Origin of the sequence: Flavobacterium sp. ov086 (assembly GCF_900187965.1) — a bacterium.
Classification (GTDB): domain Bacteria; phylum Bacteroidota; class Bacteroidia; order Flavobacteriales; family Flavobacteriaceae; genus Flavobacterium.
In genome coordinates, this window is the sequence record NZ_FZNL01000004.1 from 314,901 (window position 1) to 329,665 (window position 14,765).

A 14,765-nucleotide genomic window follows, 5' to 3' on the forward strand; every position below is an offset into this window, starting at 1 on the left:
TTATGTCATTTCGACGGAGGAGAAATCACACGCGTAACTCGACAAAGATTGGAACCTTTAGGAATGGAATTTCTCGTGTGATTTCTCCTCCGTCGAAATGACAATATTGGGTTTTGATTGCGAATGATGGATTAAAATCCATCCCTACAATATATTTCCTTCCTGCGGAACTGCCTAAAAAAAATCGGAGAAATGATTTATATTCTAGCAAGGTCCCAAGGATAAACTTTGCGACTCTGCGCCTTTGCGCGAAATTAATTTTTGTTTATAAAAGCTTAATTTATTGACATTGCCCGAAAAGACGAATCAAATTACAATTGATTTATTCGGTCATAAATTGTGCTATCGTGTTTTTTAATTTTAATCTTCACGTATTTTGATGCCGGCATATTACTGTCCTTAACCACATTGTTTACCGAAACAAGAACGTTTGTTTCAGGAAAATAAGTAACTGTATTTCTCTCCGGTATTTGATATGAAACAATGATAAACAAAGGTGCAATTCGCTCGATATTGTCATCATAATTAAACAAATCGACCTTGTCGCCGGCTTTAAAACCTGCTTGTTCAATATCTTTTTGATTCATGAATATTACCCTGCGTTCGTTTTTTATACCACGATAGCGATCGTCAAGCCCATAAATTGTGGTATTAAATTGATCGTGTGTTCGGGTTGTGGCCATCATGTATTCGTCAGGAGCAAGTTCATTATTTGGTACAGCAGTTAATGTAAAAGGTGCACGATCTCCAAACGTTTTAGTGATAAATTGTCCCTCTCGCGCTGCATTAGGCAAATAAAAGCCTCCTTTTTGACGCACTTTTGTATTATAATTTTCAAAACCCGGAATACATTTTTCGATATCGTCTCTCACAGCATCATAACTATCATGATAACGCTGCCAGTCAATCACTGATTTGCTTCCTAATGTTGCGATTGCCATTTTACAGACAATTTGCGTTTCATTAATAAGATTATCAGATACCGGTTTAAGCATTCCTTTTGAGGATTGTACAACTCCCATAGAATTCTCTGTAGTTACAAACTGAATTTCACCATTTACCATATCAATATCGCTTCTGGATAAAGTAGGCAATATGAGGGCTTCTTGTCCGTGAATCAGATGAGTACGATTGAGTTTAGTAGATACGCAAACCGTTAAATTAAGTTTTCTTAATGCACTAGCGGTATAAGTTGTATCTGGTGTTGCCGATAAAAAATTACCACCCATACAAAAAAGTAATTTTATTTTTTCTTCCTGCATTGCTTTAATGGCCCGTACAACATCGTAACCATGTTTGCGAGGCGGATTAAAACCGTAAAATGCCTGTAGACGATCCAATTGTTCATCTGTAGGTTTTTCATCAATCATCATCGTTCTGTTTCCCTGCACATTGCTGTGACCACGAACAGGACAAACTCCTGCACCGGGTTTACCAATGCTTCCTTTTAGCAAGAGAATATTAAGAATTTCCCTGATCATTTCGACACCGTTGGGTTGTTGTGTAAGTCCCATTCCCCAGCAAACTATAATTCGTTTTTTGAAGGCTAACATTTCGGCAGCTTCATAAAGCGCTTCTTTCGAAACTCCCGAAAGCTGGGCAAGATCATCCAGATTATAATCGTCAAACTGTTTTAGAAATGCATCATATCCAGTTGTTTTTTCTTTGATGAAGTCGTAATCAAATACTTTTCCGGGATTTTTCTTTTCAAATTCAATCAATATAATTTCGAGAGCTTTTAGCAAAGCCATATCCCCGTTTATTTTTACAGGCAAAAAAAGATCTGCTAGTTTAACACCGCTTCCAATAACACCATTTATTTCCTGCGGATTTCTAAATCCCATTAAACCTGCTTCGGGTAAAGGATTGATAGCAATAATTTTGGCTCCGTTTTTTTTACCCCTTGAAAGTGCGCTCATCATTCTGGGCGCATTGGTTCCAGGGTTTTGTCCAATAATTACAATCACATCGGTATCATAAAAATCATCCAGTGTTACGGTACCTTTTCCAATTCCAATTGTAGGTCTTAAAGCAGATCCGGAGGTTTCGTGACACATATTTGAGCAATCCGGCATATTATTGGTACCGTATTCTTTTGCAAAAAGCTGATAAAGAAATGAGGTCTCATTACCTGTTCTTCCTGAGGTATAAAAAGCCGCCTGATCTGGAGATTCCAGTGCGTTAAGATGTGCTGCTATTTTTTTGAATGCATCATCCCAGGTTATTGGCTGATAATGTGTACCATTTTTAGGCAAATACATCGGATCAGTCAATCGTCCCATTTTGCCAATCTGATAATCGTCTAATTTGGCAAGATCATAAACGGAGTTTTCTTTAAAAAACTCGGCTGTAACTTTTTTGGTAGTTGCTTCCTCTGCCAATGCTTTAGCACCGTTTTCGCAATATTCGCCAAGCGGAGATCGTTCATCATCAGGATCAGGCCATGCACAGCTTGGACAGTCAAAACCACCAACCTGATTCATCTTAAATAGCGCTTTTGTTCCTCTAACCATAGTTTTTTCTTCAATAAGATCACTAAAAGCCGCCATAACAGCAGGAACACCCGCAGCCCAATCTTCAACTTTTGTTAATTTCAAGTCTAAAAGTCTGTATGGATTTTCAGCGTCCGGTAGTTTTTTATTATCAGTATTTTTGTTGTGTTGATCCTCTTTCATGGCTTTTCTATTTAATTAGCACGTTAACAGAAGTTTTGAATAATGATGATTTTTGTTCTTTTTTAATTCTTAATCAGTTTAATCCTGATAAGAAGTTTGTATGACTACATTATCACAAGAATTATAGATATTGAATCGATCTTCTTTGAGAAAACCCAAAAGGGTTATATTAAATTCTACGGCTAATTCTACCGCAAGACTTGATGGAGCACCAATTGCCGCAACAACTGATATACCTGCCATAGCCGCTTTTTGAATTAACTCAAAACTGGCCCTTCCGCTAAGAAGTAAAATATGTTTGTTTAGCGGCAGTAAATTGGCAGCCAAAGCAGCGCCAATAAGCTTGTCTAAAGCATTGTGTCTGCCTACATCTTCCTGTAAAAGGATAAGATTTCCTTCATCCGAAAAAAGACCGGAAGCATGAATACCTCCCGTAGTTGCAAAATCGCTTTGGGCTATTCTTAATTTTTGAGGTAATTGATATAATACATCCAAAGAAAGATTTAATCTTTGTCTGTTTAAAGTACTAAATGAGCTAACGGTTTTTATAGATTCAATAGAACCTTTTCCGCAAACGCCGCAGCTGGATGTGGTATAAAAGTTTCGGTCCGCTTGCATTAAATGAGGAACAAAGTCTTCTTTAAGTTCGACCTGAATACTGTTTTTCTTTTCTTTTGTGCATCCTGTTTGTAAATGACTGACCTCTTTTACAACTTCGTAAGATGAAATGATTCCTTCAGTAAATAGAAAACCTACCGCAAGTTCCGGATCATTGCCGGGAGTTCGCATTGTTACTGATATATTTTTTTGTATCCTTTGATTTTCAGGTCCGTATAAGATTTTGATTTCCAAAGGTTCTTCGACAGAAAGAATATCTGATACTGCCGAACTTTTAAAACCAGCGACTTTTTTAATTAGTACTTCCTTAACGGAAACTAATTCCAGATTATTCATTTCCATGTAAGTTGATTATAAAAAGATAAGTAAATTTAAGAAAATAAATGATTAATAAAGATATCTTACTTCTTATAATTAAATGCTATACGGAACAAATATTAGGAGTCTTTTTTCTTGATACATCGACCTCTGGGTTCATCTCCTTCATGAAGTACAATGTCAGAATGTAGAAACTGTGCGGCTTCTGCTGAATCTTTTACTTTGGTAGCACTGCGTTCTAACATTTCTGATTCAAACTCTGTTAAGACACTTTTTCGTATTCCAATTTCTCTCCATTGAGAGGAAGGTCTGCAGCCTCTTACTATTTTTCGGGCCAGTTTCAAAGCATCGAGCAATGCCTGATTTGCACCCTGTCCTTTAAACGGACTCATTGGATGTGCTGCATCACCAATCAGTGTTATTTTTCCGGATTTCTCCAATAATTCTGATTGCAATAATTCGCGGTCATATACAGGATATCCTGAAATTTGAGCTTCGTTAGTTGCGGATAAAATTTGAGGAATAGGATCGTGCCATTGTGTTCTGCGACAAGCTTCTTCTTTGAGTGCCTTAGGTCCTTTGGCACTTAATGCTTTAGCTTCTTCTTCGGACATTGGAAAACTAAGCTGCCACATTACAGAATCTGCTGTATAGGGCATTATATAAATTCGCTCATTGCCATTTGCAGTTTGAAAAACAGTAGCTGAGTCGAGTAAAGAACTGTCAAGATTTTCGAGAACATTCAAAGGACAAATTCCTAAAATTACGATACAAGCCAGATAACGCAAAGGAGAAATATCCTCACCAATTATTAATTTTCGAACTGTGCTTCGAATTCCGTCTGCACCAACTATAAGATCAGCTTTGGTGGTTTTTATTTCGCCATTTACCTGAAAGTTTAGTTCAACGCCTTTATCTCCAAGATCTTTAAAATCTATTAATTGATGTCCCCATTGTACGGCATCATGTCCGCCAAGCTGTTCAAGCAGTGCTAAACGCAAAGATTGGCGTGCAATATGCATATTGGAACGTTTGGTAGAGGTTTTCTCTTCGGATTGTATCCATTTTCTGATTCCCCATTCTCCAATTACTTTTCCCTCGGTAGTATGAACCAAATGTCTTGTTGAAATAACACGATCTTTCAGGGAAAAAATCCCTAATCCTTCAATGGCTTTACTAGCCTGCTGCAAAGTAAGTCCGTAACCCTGAGATCTGGCATCAAAACTAGTATCGCGCTCATAAATAGTAAAAGGAATTTTGCGATGTAAACAAGCTATAGCCAGAGCTGTACCGCCAATTCCACCACCAATAATAGTAACGTGTGGATAATTTTCATTGTCGGCAACAGGAGGTTCTGCAGTAGGAATCAATCCGGAACCGGAACATTTTAAACAAATATGCTGATGTCCTTTAGGAGGAATAGGAGGTGTTCCTTCACCATTGGCTTGTTCAAATTGCTCTAAGGCTTTCTGATAGCGAAGTCGTGCTTTGTTGGTAATTCCCCGACTTTTTTTTCCACGTCCCAGACAGTCTTCACAAATCGTCCAGTTTTTTCCTTTATTTTCTACTTTTTTCACTTCGTTTTTTACTTGGTATTGACGCGCATCCTGATTGGACAAATAAAAACAATCATTTAATTAAAGATTGATTTCAATGGAACAAAAAGATATTAAAAAATGCTGAATTTTTGGATTTAGCATTTTTTATTAATGATTGCAAAAATACAATTTTCAAACCATTTTAGGTGAGATTTAAAGAAATTGGATAGGAGTGATGCTTTATAGGATTAATTAAGCCGGCTGTTTCATGTAATTATTTTAACACATAGAGACATAGATTTTGTATGTTCAAAAAAGGCGTTTCACTCAGCATTAATTCATCCCGAAGCTTCGGGACTATGTGTGAAGAAATGTGTTTCTTTTTTTACAATCTTTTTACAACTCAAAAACCTATGTTTCTATGTATTAAATGATGTATTAAGGCATAAAGCAGGCATAAAACATATTTAAACCGATAGTTCAAATAAACTTACTGCTGCATTATGATAATGTTCCGGCAGTTCGCTGGTGTCTTTTAAATCAAATAAACCTAAATATTCGAAACCTAGTTTTTCATAATGACTAATCAGTCCTAAATTTTTACCTACAGTATCTAATCGGATCAATTTTTTATTGTTTTCCTGAGCGTATTCTTTAGCCCATTTTATGATAATAGCGACTAAGTTTTGCCCTCTAAAAGATGGATTTGTAGCGATACGATGAATGTAGATTGAAAAGATATTGTCTTTCTCTTCCCAAATTTGCGGATCCTTATAGGTTAATGTCCAGATACAGGCTATTTCATTATCAATAATAATTTTATACTGGCGTTTTTCGTTAATGTCGGTTTCAATAAGATTGTGACTGAATATTGGCCAGATTGTGGCTGATTTTATTTTTTGATATTGTCGTGCTACTTCATAAAGTTCTGAAATTTTTTCAATATCGGCGAGGGTACAATTTGTTATCTGCATTGTTGTAAAATTTAGTTTAAAGAGTGTTTTTAATATAAGACGCTAAGTCTTTTTCTACAGTATTATTACTTTGTTCAAGTTCCTGTATAATTCTTTTTCTTTCAATTTCTGATTTGTTCTGACTGAGTTTTTTTTGCCCTTGTAAATCAGATACTTCAAGATCAAAAGCAACGATACCTTTTATCATTCCTTTTTTGAATTTATCAGAAAGATTATCCCATTGTTTTTTATAATCCTTATCATAGAACTGGATCATTTGTTCTAAGGCTTTAATTTTAGAATTTTCATCTGTTATAATATTTGCTTTTCCGTAAGCGTGTACCGTAATATAATCCCAGGTTGGAACGCTTTGTTCCTTATCATAATGCGAAGGAGAAATATAAGCATGAGGTTCAGAAAAAATTACCAAAGATGTATTTGCTTCGATGTATTTAGTTTGTTCATTAGCTGCTGCAAAATGAGCGCTTAATATTAATTTACCAGAACGTTCCTCAATTATAAAAGGCAGTTGTGTCGCAATGGGTACATTGTCTTTGTTTGTAATTATGGTTGCAAAACTGTATTGTTTCATAAAAGCAATTTTATCAATTTCGCTTTCGAATTTAAACATATTGGGGATAAACATATAGTGTTGTTTTAGGGTTAATTGTAGCTTTTGATTGGTGTTGGTTTTTTAGAAAACTTCTTAGTTCCGGCAACGCAAAGAACAACACCTGCGGTAACTCCTAACATGCCGATACTCACTTTTTCATGAAGTAGTGTTGAAGCTAATGCTAAGCCAAAAAGTGGTTGCAGTAATTGTAATTGTCCTACAGTTGCGATTCCGCCCTGAGCAAGTCCGCGATACCAGAATATAAAACCAATGAACATACTAAATAGCGAAACGTAGCCTAAACTCATCCATGAACTTGTTTTTATTCCTGAAAAAGATTCCGGCTGAAGAAAAAAACTTAGAGGAATCATAAGAGGCAAAGACAATACAAGCGACCAGGAAATTACCTGCCATCCGCCTAATGTTTTTGAAAGTTTTGCGCCTTCGGCATATCCAAGTCCGCATAAAATAACTGCTGATAACATAAAGAAATCACCAATTGGGGAAGCAGTGAGCCCTTGAGAAATGGCATATCCAACTACTATAAGACTTCCTATAACAGAGAAGAGCCAAAATATTTGGGGCGGACGTTCTCCTCCTCTGATTATACCAAATATTGCGGTGCATAAAGGCAAGATTCCCACGAAAACTATCGAGTGGGCAGAAGTAATATATTGTAGCGCCAGGGCAGAAAGTAAAGGAAATCCAATCACTACACCTAATAAAACAATAATTAACGGGAATATTTGTTTTTGCGTTGGTCGTTTTTCTTTAGAAAGTACTAAAAGACACAGAGCAAGTAAACCCGCAATAGTGGCTCTGGCAACGGTTAAAAATTGCGGATTAAAATCTGAGACAGCAATTCGGGTTGCCGGCAAAGATCCGCTAAATATTATCACGCCAATTAAGCCGTTTATCCAACCGTCTGATGTGTTTTCTACAGAGTTATTAATGTTGTTGTTTTTCATGTTTTGATTAATTATCTGAACAAAATTATGAAGACATAAAAACTAAGCACAGTATCAATTTTGTATATTTGCATGGATACAGTTTAAAATATAAAAATGAGCAAGACCTTTAAGTATATTGAAATTGCAAACGGAATTGCATTTCAAATTAGAAATGGAGTTTTAAAATCAGGGGATAAATTGCCCTCTGTAAGAGCCTTATGTCAGGATTATGGCATTAGTATGAATACGGCAAAACGGGTTTTCTGGGAATTGGAAGCGCAATCTTTAGTAGAATCAAGACCGCAATCGGGATTTCTGGTGAGCAAATTAACGTACTTAAATTTACCTCTGTCAGAAGTGAGCCGTCCTTCTCTTGTAGCAAATAATAGTGAACCTGATGAGTTGATTACCAAAGTTTATTCAAACATGGGACGTGAAGATCTTACGCTATTTTCTATTGGTATTCCTTCGGGAAATTTATTGCCGGTCGCTAAGTTAAAAAAGGAGATTGTTTATGCTACACGTGAGCTAAAAGAAGGTGGTACCGAATATGAACCTTTGCAGGGCAATGTTAAACTAAGAAGAATGGTTGCTGTAAGATCTCTGGCATGGGGTGGTAATTTACATGAAAATGATCTGATTACTACAAGCGGAGGAATGAATTCTTTGTCTTTTTGTTTAATGGCTTTAGGAAAACCAGGGGACACAATTGCGATAGAAAGTCCGTGTTATCCGGGTATTTTGCAACTTGCTATCAGTTTAGGTCTAAAAGTGTTAGAACTGCCTACGCATCCAACAAAAGGAATAGAGCTGGAGGTATTAAAAGCAGTTGTTTCAAAAATCAATCTTTGCTTGTTGATTCCAAATTTTAATACGCCTTTAGGAAGTTGCATGTCTGATGAAAACAAAAAAGAGGTCGTAAATATCCTGTCAAAGAATAATATACCTCTAATTGAAGATGATATTTATGGCGATTTGTATTTTGGTTCACAGCGCCCAAAATGTTGTAAATCTTTTGATACTGATGGTAACGTTTTATGGTGTAGTTCGGTATCCAAGACTTTAGCACCGGGATTTCGTGTTGGTTGGATTGCTCCGGGAAAATACAAAGACAAAATATTGAAATTAAAACTGGTTCATTCCATATCTTCGACTTCTATTATTCAGGAAGCAGTTGGTAATTTCTTAAAAACAGGAAGATATGAAAATCATTTGAATCACCTTCGCCGCACCTTACAGCAAAACTATCAAAATTATGTTGAGGCAATAGCAGAATATTTTCCGGAAGGCACCAAAACGAGCCGGCCACAAGGAGGACTTGCGATTTGGGTTGAGTTTAATAAAAACATTGATACTGTTGAATTGTATGATTTGGCTATAAAACACGGTATAAGTATTTCTCCGGGCCGAATGTTTACGCTGCAAAATCAATTTGAAAATTGCATGCGCCTTAGTATTGGTTTACCATGGACAGACGAACTTAGGTTAAAACTGAAACAACTTGGAGATTTAGCACAAACACTTTCATAAATTGCTTGGTACTGTTTTTTTGCACGCTATTAAAATAAAAATAAAGTATCATTTTATACTAAGTAAACTAACATTTTTGAATTCGTATTCATAAATACTATTCCTTTAGGTATTAATTACTATTTAAATTGTGCTAAAAACTTATAAACGAGTACTCTAAAAAGTAGCTTTGTAAATTTTGATAAAAGTTAAGAAGTAAAAAAGTAATTTTGAGTTGATTTTTATAGATTTGTATAATCTATGCAGTCCCAAAAAAATAGTTGGGAAATAATTATAAATGCTGAAAACAATGAAATCTGTTACAACGATATTTTTATTTTTCATTTTTATTTGCTCTACATCTTACGCACAATTGAGCTCAGATCAAATATTTGACAGCTTTAAACAAGGAGAACGAACAAATTGCTCATCAATTGCTTTAATCAAAGCTTCGCTAAACGTTTATGGATTAGACCTTTTTGTGACTGAAAAAATAAATGACAGTTTACAAAAAATAACATTGAAGAATAATGCATCGTTTAATCTGAAAGAAGAAGAATTAGATAAAGCTAAATTTTCTGCCGGTTTTGTATTTATAAAAGACAATTGTGAGAGCGAAGAAATTACTGAATATGCAATATTGGCCTACGCCGTTATGGCAAAATACAAGCAGATTGTAGATAATGAATCAACTTTTGCTAAAGCATTAGAAGATTTAGAAGATGGCGAAGTTTATACACCAACAATTTATAAATATCTGGGATTTGAAAAAGGCAAACAAATAGAAAAGTTAAAACGAGAATCAGGAAACGAATTTTGCGGAGTTGTTGCCTGGTCAAATGCGCATGCAGTTTTTGTTTGTGAAGAGTTTATGGACTATTATGGCAACAAAAAAAGTATATGGATAAAAAAATATCCGGGACGTTTTAGAATAATCAAATCAGAAGAAGGGAAAAACGGCTATAAAACTTCCGGACTTTCAAAAGATACTCTTACTTATGATAACGTTCCAAAATGATACAATATTAAAACGTTAAAATTTTTTTTGAAAAAAAGAAATCAATAAAATTGCAGTTTAACTTAATTTATATATTTTTGCTTTCACTAACAACCAATTACATTAACAAAATGAAGAGTAAGATTATCCTACTATGCGTCCTTTTCTTCTTGACGACCGGTGCGATTTCAGCACAGGCAAAAAACGCTCCAAGAAGTATTATCAGTACAACAGCTTTAATCCGTAAATACCATGATCAGAAAGAATTAAGTGGTATGCAAAAAGGAGAACTTTTAGAGTTATACATCGAGCGTATTAAAGTTTTAGTAAAAACTCTTCCTTATATTGCTTTGGTTACAAAACCGGGTGTTACTATGGCAGACTTAGGTATTCCAGACGATAGTGAGCACAAAAAAGTATTAGATACTCAGGCAGAAGGTACTACGGTTTTCTTAGATACTACGGTAGATTTTCAAAGAAAAATGATGCCATATTCTGATAAAGGAAATTTAATTGCAGCAATTTTATTTTACGAAAGTACATTGAAATCATTACACGAATTGAATGATTTGAACTAATTGAAATAGAAGTAATAGATATATAAAAAAGCCCATTTCATATAAGAAATGGGCTTTTTGTTTGCACGAAGAAGGCAAAGAAAGTCTAAATTTCTATTTCATTTCCCATTAATGGAACACTGCATTTAAAACCGTATTGCTTCTGAATTTTAATGCGTAACTCATCAGCCGGGAGATTTTCGCCATGCACTAAGTAAACACATTTGGGCGTGTTTTTAAGAGCTGAAAGCCAGTTTAAGAGATCTTGCTGGTCTCCATGTGCAGAAAGTCCTTCGATTTGGAATATTTTGGCCTTTACATTATAGTAATTTCCGTATATTTTAATTTCATTAGCTCCTTCAAGAAGTCTTCTTCCGCGTGTACCTTCAGCCTGATAGCCAACAAAAATGACTGTAGTATTTTCAATACTTATATAATGTTCAAAATACGATAATACACGTCCGCCTGTCACCATACCACTTGCGGCAATGACCACTTTGGGCTGAGGATTTGAGATAATACGTGCCGTTTCTTCAAAATTAGAGACAATAGTAAACATTTTAGACATTTGATGGCAATCATCGATCGAAAGTTTGTGCCATTGCATGTTTTCTAAAAATACATGAAATGCATTTGCTCCCATTGGAGTATCAAGTATGTAGGGAATATTTGGGATCCTGCCTTCTGTTTTGAGTTGCCATAACAGGTACATTATCGATTGTGCTCTCTCTACGGCAAAGCCAGGAATAATCACGGTTCCTTTTTGTTTTATAGTAGTGTTTATATGTGTTTCCAGTTCTTTCTTTACATCTAAATCAGGATGAAGACGGTTTCCATAAGTACTTTCCAGAAAGAGATAATCGGCCATAGTAGGTTTTGTTGGCGGAAACATCAATACATCATCATCTCGTCCTATATCACCAGAAAAAACTAACGTTTTGCTCTCGAGAGTTAGTGTAATACTGCAGGCACCTATGATATGTCCGGCATTTTCAAAAACAGCCGTGATATCATCTGTGATCGCTACAGCTGTATTTGGAGGTATGATTTTAAAAAACGGAGTAACAGCCTCAGCCTGCTGTACTGTGTAGAGTGGCTCGGGATGTGTATGTTTAGAATAAGATTCCTCGCTGGCTCTATTGGCTTCTTCTTCCTGAATTTTAGCGCTATCCAAAAGAACTAATTTAGCTATAGATTTGCTTGGAGCGGTACAATATATTTTGCCTGTAAACCCTTGAGAAACGAGTAGGGGTAGCCAGCCACAATGATCCAGATGACCATGGGTAAGAAGCACACAATCTATTGTGGAGGGTAAAATAGGCAACGGATCCCAATTGAGTTCCCTAAGTGATTTAAGACCTTGAAAAAGACCGCAATCAATTAACATTCTAAAGCCGTTAGTTTCGATGAGGGTTTTTGAACCTGTTACAGTTCCTGCACCTCCTATAAATTTTATTTTCATTTTAAAAATGTTTACAAAGTTGTGAAGCTTCTCTTAGTATATTTTTAATCCGATTATTGCTAAGTCCAATTTTATGTAGGCTTTGCGAATCGTGAAGAAGATCTTTGACAAGTATTTGGTCCAGAATAAGTAATTTTTCTTTTTCAACCATTGACAATGTTGTAAGACAGGTAATCGGGTAAAGGTAGCCTTTGTCTATTTTGTCTTTGAGATTATTGTTTTGTGGATAATCCCAGCTTAAAAGTGAGATTCCGCTGCAATTAGCAAAATCCTGTGCATCTTTTGTAAAACGATTGTTGGTTACTATAATGCAGGAGTTAATGCTTTCATTATTAGAAAAAATGAGGTGTTGTCTTGCTCTTAGGTCGTTAAAACGAGAAAGAATATACATGGGCACTTTTACATCTGTAGAAGCTTCCCGACTGCCGTGAAACTTACATTCGACCATAGCTATCATGTTGTTTTTCAAGATTGCTATGTCAACTTCATGCGATACACACTTTCCTAGCAGCGTTAAATTTGTTTTTGTTCTAAATCCATCAGCTTCATACAATCTTGCAATGTATTTTTCAAAGAAAAACCCTGCCGGACCAAGTAATTGTAAAGCAAGCCTGATGTTGTAACGTGCCGCATGTCCATTTGATGCTTTTTTCAAAAAATCAAAGGCAAGTTTGTATATTTCCTTTGTTGTTATGCCGTCATATATTCGCTTTTCTATTTCTGCCAGAGAATCATTTATAAGATCACTACTAGCTCCTGATTTTTCAAGAGAAAGTTTTAGTTTTTCTTTATCGAAAGGTACTTTATGGCCCGAATGTTTCGTTATTTTCATAATATACAATGAGTTTTACCAGTTGATTTCGTTTAATTTAAAAGAAAAATAGGTTATACCATCAAATAATATTGAATTACACTTGTTGTATCTAATGATGCAAACTTTTTTATCGGGGCACTGTAATTTGTTTAAGCGGTATGCGGCAGGAATAGCATTTTATTTGGCAATGCTAAGTTTTAAAATTCCACTTTTGTGATAATGAATCTTATTTAGTTGCAACATTTTTCAAGAAATAAAAAAGAGCAACTAAAGGAACAATCTGTTTATTGTACCAACAAATTTCGGAAAATGTTTTTGATAATTAATGTTTTATGTACTTGAATTTATACAATAGTGTAAAAACTAAATAGTTATTTCTCTTTAGTTTCTTTTTTTTGCCAAGGAAATCTTCCTTCGATTTCTACTTCAAGTGATAAGCTTAAAAATGTTCTTATTAATACAATTACAGCTAACGAAAGTACACGGTCCATTGTTGGTTCGGTAACTACGGTTCCAATGATGTCGCCGGCAACCAATATTTCTAATCCTAATAAAATAGCTTTACCAAGTTCTTGTCTCAATATTATATAAGAACGGGTAACTGTTCCTTGCAAAGTGAAAATAAATTTACCCATTGCTAGCACTATTCCTATAATTATTGTAATGATACCGGCTATTTCTATAGATTTTGCGACATATTCAATGTATAGTTTTATTTCTTCCATCTTTCAGTAGTTATCGGATTATTCTATATAATTTATGTGATGTAAAATTTATATTTTTTTCCTGGATTTAATGGTGTTTTCAATAGATGATGTTTCTAACTGCTTAATCACGGCTTCTATGAAAGCGAAGAATGTGGTTCTTGTCTTTTCATGAGGCATCAGTTCAGGGCTTTGAATAAAATTGCTTAAAGCGATCGTATAATCATAAGTTTCCAAAAATTCAGTGCACCCTTCTTCAAGTATAAAGGCAACTTTACTGTTTTTTGAAATAACATTTTCATACAATTCGTTAAAAGATTTGAATTGTCCGGTGACAGAAAAAATGATGACCAGATTGTTTTTACTCAATAAATCATTTATGGATGTTTCGTGTGCAACGGCCCATATTGGGACTTCCAGCAGGTTTCTTAGTTTATACTCAAAATACTGGCCCGCAATAAACGAAGGACCGTAGCCAAATAAGATAATTTTCTCGAATTTTTGAAGATAAGCAGCGAAATCATTGCTAATGGCAGAATTAAAGTTCTCTAAGAATTTATTCAAGCGTTCATTTTCATTTGGAATAACAGTAGAGGATCTCCCGCTTACAAATGCCAGATATTCTTTATAGCTTTTAAAACCCAGTTTCTGTACAAATTTTGAAATTTTAGAAGGAGAACAATTGCAAACCAATGCAGCATCTGTAATAGATAGTGTGTCGTTTTGCTTTATTTCTTTGATTAAAATTGAAAAAATACTTCTCTCCAGAGCGTTAAGTGACTCTTTATTTATGATATACATTTTCCGTAATTATTTTTAGTAAAAATATTACATTTTTTTAAATTGATAGGCTTTCTATATGCTTATCTGTGTTATTTAAAAACCTCTAATGTGATTTAAGTTCGCCGTGGAGGATCTAATGGTGCTTTTATTTTCCATTTAAAAATAAGTCTTATTGGGTTGAGAATAAAACTTTTTTTTCCTTTTTTAAAGCTTTTTAGCGTTTTTTAGCCGTTTATGGGAGTTTTTTTCTGATTTTATATTTTTTGAATCTGCC

Annotated in this window: 13 protein-coding genes; 3 read left to right on the forward strand and 10 right to left on the reverse strand. The window is 34.9% G+C overall.

Translation table 11 applies throughout. The annotated features are described in order from the left end of the window. Positions 1-311: 311 nt before the first annotated feature. The 6 genes from CHB81_RS06920 to CHB81_RS06945 all read right to left on the reverse strand — a co-directional run bounded on the left by CHB81_RS06920 (position 312) and on the right by CHB81_RS06945 (position 7,683). On the reverse strand, positions 312-2,675 hold the full coding sequence (locus tag CHB81_RS06920) for an FdhF/YdeP family oxidoreductase (RefSeq protein ID WP_089351156.1): 2,364 nt from the start codon (positions 2,673-2,675) through the stop codon (positions 312-314). 78 nt (positions 2,676-2,753) lie between these two features. After that, the gene (fdhD, locus tag CHB81_RS06925) at positions 2,754-3,635 is read right to left on the reverse strand and encodes a formate dehydrogenase accessory sulfurtransferase FdhD (RefSeq protein WP_089351157.1); all 882 of its coding nucleotides are present in this window, start codon (positions 3,633-3,635) and stop codon (positions 2,754-2,756) included. A 95-nt stretch (positions 3,636-3,730) separates the two neighbouring features. Continuing rightward, complete coding sequence (locus tag CHB81_RS06930; protein ID WP_089351211.1) at positions 3,731-5,188, reverse strand: NAD(P)/FAD-dependent oxidoreductase; 1,458 nt, start codon at positions 5,186-5,188, stop codon at positions 3,731-3,733. A gap of 428 nt (positions 5,189-5,616) precedes the next feature. Next, positions 5,617-6,123 (reverse strand): GNAT family N-acetyltransferase, encoded by a 507-nt coding sequence (locus CHB81_RS06935; protein WP_089351158.1) that lies wholly within the window; start codon positions 6,121-6,123, stop codon positions 5,617-5,619. Positions 6,124-6,139: 16 nt separating this feature from the next. Then, positions 6,140-6,748, reverse strand: coding sequence for an FMN-binding negative transcriptional regulator (locus tag CHB81_RS06940; RefSeq protein ID WP_089351159.1), 609 nt, complete (start codon positions 6,746-6,748; stop codon positions 6,140-6,142). A gap of 17 nt (positions 6,749-6,765) precedes the next feature. After that, entirely contained in the window at positions 6,766-7,683 is a 918-nt protein-coding gene (locus tag CHB81_RS06945) for a DMT family transporter (RefSeq protein ID WP_089351160.1), read from the reverse strand. Positions 7,684-7,779: 96 nt separating this feature from the next. Here CHB81_RS06945 and CHB81_RS06950 point away from each other — a divergent pair, with 96 nt between their 5' ends. From CHB81_RS06950 to CHB81_RS06960, 3 genes are all read left to right on the forward strand, one after another. Further along, positions 7,780-9,195, forward strand: coding sequence for a PLP-dependent aminotransferase family protein (locus CHB81_RS06950; protein WP_089351161.1), 1,416 nt, complete (start codon positions 7,780-7,782; stop codon positions 9,193-9,195). A 289-nt stretch (positions 9,196-9,484) separates the two neighbouring features. After that, on the forward strand, positions 9,485-10,192 hold the full coding sequence (locus CHB81_RS06955) for a hypothetical protein (RefSeq protein ID WP_254920994.1): 708 nt from the start codon (positions 9,485-9,487) through the stop codon (positions 10,190-10,192). 110 nt (positions 10,193-10,302) lie between these two features. Then, complete coding sequence (locus tag CHB81_RS06960) at positions 10,303-10,749, forward strand: hypothetical protein (protein WP_089351162.1); 447 nt, start codon at positions 10,303-10,305, stop codon at positions 10,747-10,749. An 85-nt stretch (positions 10,750-10,834) separates the two neighbouring features. On the opposite strand, the gene CHB81_RS06965 is transcribed toward CHB81_RS06960, so the two are convergent. The 4 genes from CHB81_RS06965 to CHB81_RS06980 all read right to left on the reverse strand — a co-directional run bounded on the left by CHB81_RS06965 (position 10,835) and on the right by CHB81_RS06980 (position 14,509). After that, positions 10,835-12,190: an MBL fold metallo-hydrolase gene (locus tag CHB81_RS06965; protein ID WP_089351163.1), complete on the reverse strand. Its 1,356-nt coding sequence runs from the start codon at positions 12,188-12,190 to the stop codon at positions 10,835-10,837. A gap of 1 nt (position 12,191) precedes the next feature. Beyond that, positions 12,192-13,022 (reverse strand): ATP cone domain-containing protein, encoded by an 831-nt coding sequence (locus CHB81_RS06970; RefSeq protein WP_089351164.1) that lies wholly within the window; start codon positions 13,020-13,022, stop codon positions 12,192-12,194. 353 nt (positions 13,023-13,375) lie between these two features. Then, positions 13,376-13,729, reverse strand: coding sequence for a DUF1622 domain-containing protein (locus tag CHB81_RS06975; protein ID WP_089351165.1), 354 nt, complete (start codon positions 13,727-13,729; stop codon positions 13,376-13,378). 48 nt (positions 13,730-13,777) lie between these two features. Beyond that, entirely contained in the window at positions 13,778-14,509 is a 732-nt protein-coding gene (locus tag CHB81_RS06980; RefSeq protein WP_089351166.1) for a MurR/RpiR family transcriptional regulator, read from the reverse strand. Between the last annotated feature and the right edge of the window lie 256 nt (positions 14,510-14,765).

Coding starts and splice junctions, on each gene's coding strand:
- CHB81_RS06920 (WP_089351156.1), bottom strand. CDS start 2,675: ATGAAAGAGGATCAACACAACAAAAATACTGATAATAAAAAACTACCG.
- fdhD (WP_089351157.1), bottom strand. CDS start 3,635: ATGGAAATGAATAATCTGGAATTAGTTTCCGTTAAGGAAGTACTAATT.
- CHB81_RS06935 (WP_089351158.1), bottom strand. CDS start 6,123: ATGCAGATAACAAATTGTACCCTCGCCGATATTGAAAAAATTTCAGAA.
- CHB81_RS06940 (WP_089351159.1), bottom strand. CDS start 6,748: ATGTTTATCCCCAATATGTTTAAATTCGAAAGCGAAATTGATAAAATT.
- CHB81_RS06945 (WP_089351160.1), bottom strand. CDS start 7,683: ATGAAAAACAACAACATTAATAACTCTGTAGAAAACACATCAGACGGT.
- CHB81_RS06950 (WP_089351161.1), top strand. CDS start 7,780: ATGAGCAAGACCTTTAAGTATATTGAAATTGCAAACGGAATTGCATTT.
- CHB81_RS06955 (WP_254920994.1), top strand. CDS start 9,485: ATGAAATCTGTTACAACGATATTTTTATTTTTCATTTTTATTTGCTCT.
- CHB81_RS06960 (WP_089351162.1), top strand. CDS start 10,303: ATGAAGAGTAAGATTATCCTACTATGCGTCCTTTTCTTCTTGACGACC.
- CHB81_RS06965 (WP_089351163.1), bottom strand. CDS start 12,190: ATGAAAATAAAATTTATAGGAGGTGCAGGAACTGTAACAGGTTCAAAA.
- CHB81_RS06970 (WP_089351164.1), bottom strand. CDS start 13,022: ATGAAAATAACGAAACATTCGGGCCATAAAGTACCTTTCGATAAAGAA.
- CHB81_RS06975 (WP_089351165.1), bottom strand. CDS start 13,729: ATGGAAGAAATAAAACTATACATTGAATATGTCGCAAAATCTATAGAA.
- CHB81_RS06980 (WP_089351166.1), bottom strand. CDS start 14,509: ATGTATATCATAAATAAAGAGTCACTTAACGCTCTGGAGAGAAGTATT.